Here is a 12960-nt window from a genome sequence, read left to right as displayed (position 1 = left end):
GATTCGCGCACCACTCGCCGGTGCGACCGCACTGTTTCGACCGGACGGATCACGCCGATCGCTGGTTATCGCCGGTGCGGACCAGCTCGGCCGCATTGACCACGCCCAAGGCGAGCAGCGTCGTCGAGAACAGCACGGGTAGGGCGAGAATCCAATGCTCGGCAGTGCTGTCGCCGATCGACACCGACTGAGTGATGAGCAGAACGCTGACCACCGCTTCACCTGCCACGCAACCGAGGGTGAGCAGGATGGCGAGCCGTCGCGGATGGAGAGCCGACAGTGCGGCCGGAGCCAGAGCGAGGACTGCCGCCGAAGCGAACTGCCAGAGGAAATCCGTGCGCAGGATCGGCGGGGTGATGGTGGACAACACGAGGACGGCACTCAGCAGCACACAACCCGACACCGCCAGAGCCGCCGTCGCGATCGCGCATCTGCCACTCGGCCACCGGAATTCGAATCGAGGCGCGCCGAGGAGCACTGTCGCCGCGGCCAGCAGCCCCGCCAGACCCAGGAGCAGGTGCGCGTTCAACGCGAAGTGAGCGCCGGTGGACGTCGCGAACCCCGGGCGATCCGAGGCGATCCAACCCTCCAGCCGGGCGATGACGATGGCGCCCCACGGACTGGTCGAGGCGAACCCCGCCACCAGTGCCTGCCGCGTGGTCCGATGGGGCCGTGGGAAGAACGTGAACAGCCCTGCGATGACCGACAGCCAGGTCACGGCCGCCAGATACCAGGAACCGTGCGCGAGAACGTCATCGAACCGGTACGCCGCGTCGTACTCGGAGGAATCGGCGAAGGGCATATGCCGACTGTCCAGCAACACGCCACCCGCGACCAGCGCCGCAACTCCGGACAGCGCGGTGGTGACACCGGCGACCATGCCCCGCCGACCCGCGAGCCCACGGTCCGGTCGCGCACGCTGCTTCGCCTCGCGTCGTCGCGCCCTCTGGGGAGACCCTGCCGCCGCGACCGTGTCCTCACCCTTCGGGATCGCTTCGGCCCGCGGTCCGGTTCGGATGCTGTTCTGCTCGCCAGGAATCGGATTTCGCCCCGCGTCGCCATGGTTCGCGCGACCGGAGTCAGCCCGCCGAAGCCGGCTGTGCCGGGCTACGTCTCCCGCTCCCGCTGGGCCTTCGCGATCGCGGAGAGGGTCGGGTTCGCCGTGCGATCCCGGCGCTCCGCCGAATTGCCTGCTCGACAATGGATCCGGGTGGTCCGTGCCCCGAACGGCCGGTGTGGCTCCGGACATTTCGGCGAGCGTCGCGGGCTGCGGATGGTCGCGCCTCGGGCCGCTGCCGGGCATGCGCGGGCTGTCCATGGTCGAGGCTCCGCCCAGGACCTCGCGGGCGTAGGAAGCGACGGCGGGGTTGTCGTGGAGTGCTATGTAGTGCAGGGCTTTTCGGGCGGCATCGGCTTGAGGCCGGTCGATCGATGAGAGGCGGCTGCTCAGGGCATGTACTGCGCCGCGACGGATCTCCGGGTGGGGGCTGTCGAGGGCTGCTCGGATCGATTCGGGGATGCCGGTCAACGCATCGGGATCGGCGGAACCGGATGGAGTGCCGGTGGATTCGGCGCTTCTCGCCGTGCGGAGATCGGGCTCGGGGGTCGAGGCGGAGGCGGCGGGGAGGGTGTCGACGAGTTCGGGGTGGGGTGCGGTGGCGAGGGTTGGGGCGGTGCGGGGGTTTGCGGGGCGGGATCGGGTGAGGATCTGGGTGGCGGCTTCGGCCAGGGCGGCGCAGGTGGGGTAGCGGTCGGCGGGGTTCTTGGCGAGGGCTATGGCTATGACGTCGTTGATGCCGGAGGGAAGTTCGGGGCGGATGTCGGTGGGGCGGGGCGGGAGAGTGTTGAGGTGGGCGGCGATGACGGCGGCCTGGTCGGTGTGCGGGAACGGCTGACGGGCGGTGAGGAGTTCGTAGAAGGTGCAGCCGAGGGAGTAGATGTCGGCGCGGTGGTCGGCGGTGGCGCCGTGGAAGCGTTCGGGGGCGGCGTAGGCGAAGGTCGCGGCGGTGCCGGTCAGGGTGAGAGTGTCATCGAGGGCGCGGGCGATGCCGAAATCGGTGAGCACGGCGCGCTTTCGGTCCGTGCCGGGGTGGGCGGGGTCGTCGTCGAGGAGGATGTTGCCGGGCTTCACGTCGCGGTGCAGGATGCCGTGGCGGTGGGCGTAGTCCAGCGCGCGGGCGGCGTCGGTGAGGATGCGGACCGCGTGGTCGTCGGAGAGGGGGCCGCCGCGCTCGGTCATCCGCTGCGCCACATCGCCGCCGCCGACGTATTTCATGCTGATCCACGGCAGGTCGGCGTCGGAGGCCGCGTGGTCGTAGACGGCCACGATGTTGGGGTGCTCCAGGCGGGCCGCGAGCGCCGCCTCCCGTTCGAAACGGGCCCGCCCGCGGGTGTCCGCGGCGATCAGCTCACCGAGCACCTTCAGCGCGACCAGCCGGTTCAGCGGCGGATTGCGGGCCAGATACACGACCCCCATGCCGCCCGTGCCGAGCGTTCGCTCGATCGTGAACCCCGAGAATTCCGCCCCCGGATCGAGCCGCATACCGCCGCCTCCGCCAGTCACCCCAATGCCAGCCAGGTCACCATACGCCCGGCCATCGGCCCCCCGCCCGGCGATTGGCCACCCGGCCCGCCGCACCAGCGGGACACGCGCCATGGACGACTCGCCGACCATTTCGGCGCGCTCCGGCCCATGAACCCGTTCCGCGTCTCCTGCGTACTTCCGGACACCCGAGCGGCGGCGTTCAATAGGGCGAATGACCGATGTGCTGTGGAACCCGTACAGCGCAGCCTGAATTTCGCCACGGAGGCAGACCGACACCTTTGAGGAGCGGACCATGACCACTGCGGAAATCGATATCGAGGGACTGCGCTCGGCCGTCGACGGGGTGGTGATCACGCCCGCCGACCCCGACTACGACACGGCCCGTCAAGTCTGGAACGGCGGCATCGACCGCCGCCCCGCCGTCATCGTCCGCCCCGCCTCCGCGGCGGGTGTCGCGGCCGCCGTGCTGGCCGCGCGGCAGTACAACCTCGAGATCACCGTGCGCGGCGGCGGCCACAACTACGCGGGCCACGCGGTCGCCGACAACGCCATGATGATCGACCTGCGAGCCCTCGATTCGGTCACCGTCGACACCGACGCCGAACTCGCGCACATCGGCGGCGGCGCGACCTGGGCGCAGGCCGACGCCGCGACCTCCGCGCACGGCTTGGGCGTCACCGGCGGCTTCATCTCCACCACGGGTGTCGGCGGCCTGACCCTGGGCGGCGGCATGGGCTGGCTCACCATGCGCTGCGGCCTGACCTGCGACAACCTGGTCGCCGCCGAGGTCGTCACCGCCGACGGCCGCGTCGTGGTCGCCTCACCGCGTGAGAACGCCGAACTGCTGTGGGGATTGCGTGGCGGCGGAGGCAATTTCGGCATCGTCACCACCCTCACCTTCGCCCTGCACGACGTCCCGGCGCTGGCCCAGCTAGCCATGTTGTGCTGGACTCCCGAGCACGCCGCCGAGGGTCTGGCCGCCGGGCGTGAACTCATCGCCGGCCTGCCCAAGGGGTACGGCGGTGTGATCATGGCGGTCAGCGCGCCGCCCGCCCCGTTCGTGCCCGAGCACTATCAGGGGCAGCCGGGATTCGTGGTGGCGGTGGCCGGTTTCGCTGATCCGGAGGAGCTCGAGGCCATCGTCAAGCCGCTGCGTGATGCCGCCCCGCCCCCGGCCTGGGAGCTGGTCACCCCGCTCCCGTACACCGCGCTGCAGCAGATGTTCGACGAGTCCGCCCCGCCCGGACTGCACGCGTACGAGAAGTCCCTCTACGTCGACGATCTGTCGGATGCCTGCCTGGCTACATTGATCAGCACCTTCCCGCGGCGCCGCTCCCCGCTGACCCTGGTCCCGATCTTCCCGCTACGCGGCCGCTACAGCGAAACCCACGAGGACACAACGGCATTCAGCGGTTCCCGCAACCCCTGCTGGGCCATCAACATCAGCGCCATCACCCCGGACCCGGCCGATTTCGCGTCGGAACGGCAGTGGACCCGCGATTTCTGGGATGCCTTGCGCCCGTACGCCAATTCCTCGGCGAGCTACGTCAACTTCCTCGTGGACGACGACCCCGCCCGTCTCCAGGAATCCTACGGCGAGAAGTACTCCCGCCTCACCGCCCTGAAGGCCGAGTGGGATCCGGACAACGTCTTCCACCACAACGCGAACATTCCTCCGGTCTGACCCGGATCGGTTCCCTCGCAACGCAAAGCGGGCGGTCTCCGAGGAGACCGCCCGCTTTGCGTTGCCGCGTAACGAATTACAGCGGAATGTTCTTGTTGTGCTGCGGCCGCGACGGCGCGGCGGCCAGCGCGGCGGCAATGGTGGAGCGGGTCTTGGCCGGGTCGACGACCTCGTCCACGACCCCGATCGCCATGGCGCGCTCGACGCCGCCCGCGATCCGCTCGTGCTCCTCGGTGAGCCGCTCCAGCATGGCCTCGCGCTCCTCCTCGGGGGCGGCCGCGAGAGCCTTCTTGTGCAGGATGCCGACGGCGGCCTTGGCGCCCATGACCGCGACTTCGGAACCCGGCCACGCGTACACGGCCGTCGCACCCAGCGAGCGGGCGTTCATGGCGATGTAGGCGCCGCCGTAGATCTTGCGGGTCACCAGGGTGACGCGCGGGACGCGGGCCTCGGCGAACGCGTGCAGCAGCTTCGCGCCGCGGCGCACCACGCCCTCGAACTCCTGCGAGACGCCCGGCAGGTAGCCCGGCACGTCGGTGAGGACGATCAGCGGGATGCCGAACGCGTTGCACAGGCGCACGAAACGCGAAGCCTTCTCGGCGCTTTCGGAGTTGAGGCAGCCGCCCAGACGGATCGGGTTGTTGGCCAGCACGCCGACGGTGCGGCCGCCGAGGCGGCCCAGACCGACCACCATGGACCGGGCGTACCCGCCCTGCAGTTCCTCGAAAGTGCTTTCGCCGTCGACATTGTCGAGCAGCTCGTTGATGATCGGCTTGACGTCGTAGGCGCGCTTGGCCGACTCCGGCATCATGGCCTTGAGGTCGACATCGCCGTGCGCGGCGGCGGCCAGGTCGAATTCGCCCTGCTCGGCGAACATCGAGACCAGGCGGCGCGCACGGTGCATCGCGTCCTGCTCGTCATCGGCGACGATGTGGCAGACGCCGGACTTCTTGCCGTGGGTGACCGGGCCGCCCAGGGTCTCCATGTCGACGCTCTCACCGGTCACCGTCTTCACGATGTCCGGACCGGTCACGAAGACCCGGCCTTCCGGAGCCATGATGACGATGTCGGTCAGCGCCGGGCCGTAGGCCGCGCCACCGGCGGCGAAGCCGAGCACCACGGAGATCTGCGGGACCTGACCGGACGCGCGGACCATGGCCTCGAAGACCAGGCCGACGGCGTGCAGGGCCTCGACGCCCTCCGCCAGTCGCGCCCCGCCCGAATGCCACAGGCCCACAACGGGAATCTTGGAGTCGATGGCGGTATCGATCGCATCGACGATGTGCTTGCACCCCTCGACGCCCATGGCGCCGCCCATCACGGTCGCATCGGAGCAGTAGGCGACGGTGCGGACACCGTCGATCTCACCGATGGCGGCGAGCACGCCGGACTTGTCGCGGGGGTGGAGCGGGAGAACGGTTCCGGGATCGAAGAAGCGCTGCAACCGACCCAGCGGGTCACGGGGATCGGTCGTGGTGTCCGCGTGTGCGGGGGCCATGATGGTCATCGCAAACTCTCCTCATGAGGAAAATGCGGTCGCTGAGAGCGGCTGCGAAATGTCGAAATCCCGGCAGGGGATCAAGGTTGGGATCTCGATCCGAAAATCCCCTGCCGGGACCGCTTGTCTTACTGACCGGTTCTAGAAGTGCGCGGTTCGTCTAGACGGTTGATCGTGAAAACTGCGCGTCAGTACCGGCCGAAGGCGAGCGCGACATTGTGCCCACCGAAACCGAAGGAGTTGTTGATCGCGTACTGGATGTCCTGATGGCGCGCTGTGCCGTGCACGACGTCCAGATCGATCGCCGGATCCTGGTTCTCGAGGTTCAGCGTCGGAGGGACGACACCGTCCCGGATGCTGAGCACCGTGAGAATCGACTCGAGTGCGCCGACGGCGCCGATCGAGTGGCCCAGGGCCGACTTGGGTGCGTAGACCGAGGCGTGCTTGACGCCGGCCTTGTGAATCGCGTTGGCCTCCGCGGTGTCACCCACGGGGGTGGCGGTCGCGTGAGCGTTCACGTGGGTGATGTCCGAAGCGGACAGACCCGCGGTCTGCATCGCGCGCTGCATGGCGCGAGCCGCACCGCTGCCCTCCGGATCGGGAGCCACGAGGTGGAACCCGTCGGAGGTGATACCCGCGCCCATGAGGCGGGCGTGGATGGTGGCGCCACGAGCCTTGGCGTGCTCCTCGGTCTCGAGGACCATGAGCGCGCCCGCTTCGCCGAAGACGAAGCCGTCGCGATCCTTGTCGAAGGGACGCGAGGCGCCCTTCGGATCGTCGTTGCGAGTCGACATGGCCCGCATCATGGAGAACGCGGCGATCGGAATCGAGTCGATGAAGCCCTCGACACCGCCGGTGACCACCATGTCGGCGTCACCCATGACGATCATCCGCCAGGCGTTGGCGATGGCCTCCGAACCCGACGAGCAGGCCGAGACCGGAGTGACCACTCCCGCGCGGGCCTTGAGCTCGAGGCCGACCACGGCGGACGGACCGTTCGGCATGACCATCTGAACGGCCAGCGGCGAAACCTTGCGGTAGCCACCGTTCTTCAGCTTGTCCACCGAATCGATCAGCGCGTCGCCGCCGCCGAGACCGGTACCGATGGCCACACCCAGCCGCAGCGGGTCGACCTCGGGGGTGCCGGCGTTCTTCCAGACCTCACGACCGAGCACGGTGGCCAGTCGCTCGACATACGCCATGCGGCGGATCTCGACCCGCTCGAGCAGGGTGTCCGGCGACACCTTCAGGTGGCCGCCGATACGAACCGGAAGGTCGTACTCCGCAATGAAGTCGTCCTCGAGCGTCTCGATGCCGCTCTCGCCATTGAGGAGGCCCTTCCACGTCGCATCGACGTCACCGGCGATCGACGTGGTCGCCGCCATGCTCGTTACGACGACGTTGGGAAAGTTCCCGTTCAAGGTGGAAGGAGTGGTCACGGTGTCGGTCCTACTCGCCCTGGTGCTTGGCCTTGAGGGCCTCGGCAGCCTCGGAGTTCTCGGCCTCGAGCTTCTGGATGTACGCCACCGCGTCGCCGACGGTCTTCAGGCTCGCCAGGTCCTCGTCCGGGATCTTGACGCCGTACTTGTCCTCGGTCTGGACGGCGATCTCGACCATCGACAGCGAGTCGATGTCCAGGTCGTCGACGAAGGACTTCTCGATGGTGACCTCGGAGGGCTCGATACCGGTCACCTCTTCGATGATCTTACCGAGCTCTTCGACGATCTGTTCCTGGGTCAGAGCGGCCACTGTGGTGGCTCCTTATCTTCTGTAGAGGGGTGGGGATTCATTGTTTGCGACCCGGTTTGCTCCATCGCCGTTGATGGGAGCGGGCCGCCAGCCAAGCTAGCTTGCTGAAGTCAGCTCGGCGAGCGCGGGGAGATCCGCGGGGGTCTTCAGCGCCAGGTTCGGGGTGCCCTTGAGCTCCCGCTTGGCGATGCCGACCAGGGTGCCCGCCGGCGGCAACTCTGCCACCGCGGAAACCCCTGCCGCACGGATCGTTTCGGTGCACAGGTCCCAACGCACGGGGCGCGTGACCTGAGCAGCGAGCTTGTCGATCGCATCCTTGCCCGAGCTGACCGGCTGTCCGTCGAAGTTCGACAGCAGGGTCCGGACCGGCTCGTTCGGGACGATCTGGGCGATGGCCTCCGCCACCGCGTCCTGGGCGGGTGCCATGAACGCGGTATGGAAGGCGCCGGCGACCGGCAGAGCACGGACGCGGGCCTTTTCGGGCGGGTTCGCGGCCAGGGCTTCGAGCGCCTCGAGCTTACCCGCGGCCACGATCTGACCCACCGCATTGCGGTTGGCCGGAACCAGGCCGAGTTCCTCGAGGCGAGCGAGAACCTCCGCTTCGTCACCGCCGAGCACCGCGGACATTCCGGTCGGCTCGAGCGCACACGCCTTGGCCATCTCCGCACCGCGGATGGCGGCCAGGGTGACCGCGTCGTCGGCGGAGATGACTCCGGCGACGACGGCGGCGGCGAACTCACCGACCGAGTGTCCGGCGACGACTGTATCGGCGGGCAGTGAATCCTGCGGGATTTCGGCGAAAGCCAGCAGGGCGGCCGCGACGACGAGCGGCTGGGTGACAGCCGTGTCGACGATTTCCTCGGCGGTCGCAGTCGTGCCCAACCGCAGCAGGTCCAGCCCCGCGGCCTTGCCCCACAGCGCGACGCGGTCCGCGGCGCCGGGAAGCTCCAGCCATGAGGTGAGCATGCCGGGTGTCTGTGAGCCCTGTCCGGGCGTGAGCAATGCGATCACGGGTTTAAGAAAACACTGTGAGGCGGCTCTCACGAGATGTCGGCGCGAATGAAGCTTCGTTGGCAGTTTTGTGAGGAGTCCACAAAAGACCATGTGGGTTGCCCGGATCGCCCGATCCCCGAATCTCGTTACACCCCATCCTTGGGCTCTGTGACGGGAGTCATATCAGTGGCAGGAGTGGGTGATTCGTTACGGGTTCGTGTCAGCCGGCCTACTGTGGCCGCGATACGTAACACATAGGCATCGCGCGGATTCATCGGGTCCCGACCTGTGATGTCGCCGATCCGCTTGAGGCGATAGCGCACCGTGTTTGGATGAACGAACAGCTGGCGGGCGCAGGTTTCGACGGCTCCACCGCAATCCAGATACGCGTCCAGCGTGTCCGACAAATCGGCGCTGGCGGCGGCCAACGGTAGCACGAGAAGCTCGTTCAGGGCGTCGATGGCGGCGCGGTCCCCGAGCAGGGCACGTTCGGGCAACAATTCGGACGCGTGCACTGGTCGGGGGGCTCCCCGCCAGCCCACCACGGCCTCCATCCCGGCCATCGCCTCCACCGAACTCACGTGCGCCGCGGACAGTGCGCGCATGGTCGGGCCGATCACCACCGGGCCCTCACTGAAGGCATCCGCCAGCAGATCCGCCAGGAACTGCGACGGATACATCGGGTCCCCGAGATGTCCGCTGACTACCATTACCAGCCGCGAACCCTGCACCACGGCGAGCGCGTTACGGCCGTGCCGGGCGGCCACCGCATGTACGGAACTGACAACGGCCACCTGATCCTTGGGCGGAGTGCCGACGAGGACCGTGGCCGGTGCCGTCGCATCCCAATTGAGGGTGGACGCGCGGGAGAGCATCTCCGGGCCGTTGTCGCCGCGCACCACGGCGTCGACGACCAAGGCTTCCAATCGGGTGTCCCACGCGCCGCGCGACTCCGCGGCCGAGGCGTACACCGAGGCGGCGGCGAACCCGAGCTCACGCCCGTAGCGCAGCACCGCCTCGGTCAACGCCACCAGCTGCCGGTCATTGCGGGCCAGCGCCGGCAGCCACTGTTCGAAGAACTCCATGGCCACGCGGACCATGTCGACGGTCTGGCGCAGCGTCAGCCGCCGCGCCAGATCGTCCGGAATCACCTGGAAGGCATCGAGACTGAACCGGATGTCGGACTCCGGGTCCTGTAGCCATTCCAGGAAGTTCACCACCGCCGTCTGCACCAGCATCTGCACCCCGGCCCGCTGGGCGGCGTCCAGATTGGCGAAGAACGGCAACCGATCCTGCATCGAGGCCACGGCCTCGGTCGACAGGCGACCGGAGAACTGCTTGACCCGTTTCAGGAGGGTGTCCGGAAGCGGGTCGCGCGTCTGCCGATTCGGGGAGAGCGCGCCGGTCGGAAGATAGACCTCGTGGGAGGAGGTGCCCTCTTCGTTTATCCGGCGCGGCCTCGGCGGTTTACGTTCCACAGTTCTTATGTTCGGCTATGCGTCGCCGCCTTCGGTACCGGGTGCCGCCTTCGGCGCGGCGTTCACGTCGTCGACGCCGTACCGGCGGGCCGCCTCGGCCACCGTCGCCTGCGCGATCCGGCCCTGATTGGCCAGTCCCTGCAGCGCGGCCACCACGATGGACGCGGCATCCACATTGAAGACGCGGCGCGCGGCCGGGCGGGTGTCGGAGAAACCGAAACCGTCCGTGCCCAGGGTGATGTACTCGCCCGGCACCCACTGGCGGATCTGATCGGGCACCGCGCGCATCCAGTCCGAGGCCGCCACGAACGGTCCCTGCGCCTTGGACAGCACCTCGGTGATGTACGGCAGGCCCTGATCCTGGTCGGGGTGGCGCAGTTTCGCGATCTCCTTGGACAGCGCCTCCTTGCGGAGCTCGCCCCACGAGGTCACCGAGTAGACATCGGCCTGCACGTTCCAGTCCTGGGCCAGCATCTCCTGGGCGCGCAGGCCGTCGGGCATGGTGACGCCCGCGACCAGGATGTTCGCGCGCAGGATTCCCGCCGAACCGGGCTGATAGAGGTAGATGCCCTTCAGCAGGCCCTCGACGTCGATGCTCTCCGGCTCGGCCGGCTGTACATACGGCTCGTTGTAGAGGGTGATGTAGTAGAAGATGTCCTCGCCGCCGAACTCGTGGTGCACCGAGTGCGATTCGGGATCGGTGCCCGGCAGCGCCTCCTGGTACCCGGTGGCCACGCCGCCGCCGTACATGCGGCGCATGCCGTCGCGCACGATGTGGGCGATCTCGAAGGAGAAGGCCGGGTCGTAGGCGACGCAGGCGGGGTTGGTGGACGCCAGCAGCAGCGAATGACCGTCGTTGTGCTGCAGGCCCTCACCGGTCAGTGTGGTTCGCCCGGCGGTTGCTCCGAGCACGAAACCGCGGGCCATCTGATCCGCGGCCGCCCACAGGCCGTCGCCGGTGCGCTGGAAGCCGAACATCGAATAGAAGATGTAGAGCGGGATCATCGGCTCGCCGTGCGTCGAGTACGAGGTGCCGACCGCGGTGAAGCTGGCGGTCGAACCGGCCTCGTTGATGCCCTCGTGCAGGATCTGGCCGACGCTCGACTCTTTGTAGGCGAGCATCAATTCCGCGTCGACCGATGTGTACAACTGGCCGTTGCGGTTGTAGATCTTCAACGAAGGGAACCACGAGTCCATACCGAAGGTGCGGGCCTCGTCGGGGATGATCGGGACGATGCGCTTGCCGATCTCCTTGTCGCGCAACAGCTCCTTCATCAGGCGCACGAAGGCCATGGTGGTGGCCACGCTCTGCTTGCCCGAACCCTTGCGGACCGAACGGTAGGCCTCGTCGCCCGGAAGTTGCAGGGGCTTGGACATGGTGCGGCGCTCGGGGACGAAACCGCCGAGCTGGCCGCGGCGGGCCATCATGTACTGGATCTCGGGGGCGTCCATGCCGGGGTGGTAGTACGGCGGCAGGTACGGATTCGCCTCGAGCTCGGCGTCGGTGATCGGAATGCGCTGCACGTCGCGGAACGCCTTCAGATCGTCGAGGGTCATCTTCTTCATCTGATGGGTGGCGTTGCGGGCCTCGAAGTGCTTGCCCAGGCCGTACCCCTTGATGGTCTTGGCGAGGATGACCGTCGGCTGGCCCTTGTGCGCCATGGCCGCCGCGTAGGCGGCGTAGATCTTGCGGTAGTCGTGACCGCCGCGCTTGAGGTTCCAGACCTCGGAGTCCGACAGGCCCTTCACCAGTTCCTTGGTGCGCGGGTCGCGGCCGAAGAAGTGCTCGCGCACGTAGGCGCCGTCATTGGCCTTGTAGGTCTGGTAGTCGCCGTCGGGGGTGGTGTTCATCAGGTTGACCAGCGCGCCGTCGCGGTCGGCCTGCAGCAGCGAGTCCCACTCGCGGCCCCACACCACCTTGATGACGTTCCAGCCGGCGCCGCGGAAGAACGACTCCAGCTCCTGAATGATCTTGCCGTTGCCGCGGACCGGGCCGTCGAGGCGCTGCAGGTTGCAGTTGATGACGAAGGTCAGGTTGTCGAGGCCCTCGTTGGCGGCCACCTGGATCAGGCCGCGCGACTCCGGCTCGTCCATCTCGCCGTCGCCGAGGAACGCCCACACGTGCTGATCGGAGGTGTCCTTGAGGCCGCGGTCGTGCAGGTAGTGATTGAAGCGGGCCTGATAGATGGCGTTCATCGGGCCCAGACCCATGGAGACCGTGGGGAATTCCCAGAAGTCCGGCATCAGGCGCGGGTGCGGGTACGACGAGAGGCCCGCGCCGGGCCCGCCGTGGCTGTACTCCTGGCGGAAGCCGTCCATCTGATCCTCGGACAACCGGCCCTCGAGGAACGCGCGGGCGTAGATGCCGGGGGAGGCGTGGCCCTGGATGAACACCTGGTCGCCGCCGCCGGCGTGGTCCTTGCCGCGGAAGAAGTGGTTGAAGCCGACCTCGTAGAGCGCCGCCGAGGACGCGTAGGTCGAAATGTGGCCGCCCACACCGATTCCCGGGCGCTGGGCGCGGTGCACCATGATGGCGGCGTTCCAGCGGATGTAGGCGCGGAAGCGGCGCTCCACTTCCTCGTCGCCGGGGAACCACGGCTCGTTCTCGGTGGGAATGGTGTTGACGTAGTCGGTGGAGGTCAGCGCGGGGATCGCGACGTGGCGTTCACCGGCGCGCTCCAGCAGGCGCAGCATGAGGTAGCGGGCGCGGCCGGGGCCCTCGCGGGTCAGCATTTCGTCGAAGGAGTCGAGCCATTCGCTGGTCTCCTCCGGGTCGATGTCCGGCAGGTATGACGCCACCCCCTCGCGAATCACTCGAACCCGGCCCCCCGCCGGGCTTTTGCGTGCCGATCCGCCCTGGGGTTCCTGTGACCCGTTGGTGGAGTTCGACGACGTAGGGTGCATCAAGTCGGTCAAGACGATTGCTCCTCGTACACATGGGGTGGGACATCTGGTGTGGCGTCAATACCCCGGGTAGCCGTTGGTGCGCGGCGTACCCGTTAACGATTGGTTG

General features: G+C 68.0%; 8 protein-coding genes. 1 reads left to right on the top strand and 7 read right to left on the bottom strand.

Translation table 11 applies throughout. The features are described 5' to 3' along the window. Positions 1-49: 49 nt before the first annotated feature. Complete coding sequence (locus ABZ412_RS09325; protein WP_357278372.1) at positions 50-2542, bottom strand: protein kinase; 2493 nt, start codon at positions 2540-2542, stop codon at positions 50-52. A gap of 295 nt (positions 2543-2837) precedes the next feature. Here ABZ412_RS09325 and ABZ412_RS09320 point away from each other — a divergent pair, with 295 nt between their 5' ends. After that, positions 2838-4229, top strand: a complete 1392-nt coding sequence (locus ABZ412_RS09320; RefSeq protein ID WP_357278370.1) for an FAD-binding oxidoreductase — start codon at positions 2838-2840, stop codon at positions 4227-4229. Positions 4230-4305: 76 nt separating this feature from the next. Here the strand turns inward: ABZ412_RS09320 and ABZ412_RS09315 are convergent, their stop codons facing one another. The 6 genes from ABZ412_RS09315 to aceE form a co-directional block, all read right to left on the bottom strand. Beyond that, a complete protein-coding gene (locus ABZ412_RS09315; protein ID WP_357278368.1) occupies positions 4306-5736 on the bottom strand; it encodes a carboxyl transferase domain-containing protein in 1431 nt (476 codons plus the stop codon). Positions 5737-5915: 179 nt separating this feature from the next. Next, entirely contained in the window at positions 5916-7166 is a 1251-nt protein-coding gene (locus ABZ412_RS09310) for a KasA/KasB family beta-ketoacyl-ACP synthase (protein WP_357278365.1), read from the bottom strand. A 10-nt stretch (positions 7167-7176) separates the two neighbouring features. Continuing rightward, on the bottom strand, positions 7177-7476 hold the full coding sequence (acpM, locus tag ABZ412_RS09305) for a meromycolate extension acyl carrier protein AcpM (protein WP_357098105.1): 300 nt from the start codon (positions 7474-7476) through the stop codon (positions 7177-7179). 96 nt (positions 7477-7572) lie between these two features. After that, positions 7573-8487: an ACP S-malonyltransferase gene (locus ABZ412_RS09300; RefSeq protein WP_357278363.1), complete on the bottom strand. Its 915-nt coding sequence runs from the start codon at positions 8485-8487 to the stop codon at positions 7573-7575. A gap of 128 nt (positions 8488-8615) precedes the next feature. Continuing rightward, positions 8616-9947, bottom strand: a complete 1332-nt coding sequence (locus ABZ412_RS09295) for a helix-turn-helix domain-containing protein (RefSeq protein ID WP_357278361.1) — start codon at positions 9945-9947, stop codon at positions 8616-8618. A 15-nt stretch (positions 9948-9962) separates the two neighbouring features. After that, positions 9963-12863 (bottom strand): pyruvate dehydrogenase (acetyl-transferring), homodimeric type, encoded by a 2901-nt coding sequence (aceE, locus tag ABZ412_RS09290; protein WP_357278358.1) that lies wholly within the window; start codon positions 12861-12863, stop codon positions 9963-9965. Positions 12864-12960 lie beyond the last annotated feature (97 nt).

This window comes from Nocardia sp. NPDC005746 (assembly GCF_040630785.1).
Lineage (GTDB): Bacteria > Actinomycetota > Actinomycetes > Mycobacteriales > Mycobacteriaceae > Nocardia.
Note: the sequence above shows the minus strand (reverse complement) of the source record. Positions and strands in the feature narration are given on the sequence as shown.

Excerpts from the sequence above, each read along its gene's own strand:
- ABZ412_RS09325 (WP_357278372.1), bottom strand. The coding sequence starts at position 2,542 with ATGCGGCTCGATCCGGGGGCGGAATTCTCGGGGTTCACGATCGAGCGA.
- ABZ412_RS09320 (WP_357278370.1), top strand. The coding sequence starts at position 2,838 with ATGACCACTGCGGAAATCGATATCGAGGGACTGCGCTCGGCCGTCGAC.
- ABZ412_RS09315 (WP_357278368.1), bottom strand. The coding sequence starts at position 5,736 with ATGACCATCATGGCCCCCGCACACGCGGACACCACGACCGATCCCCGT.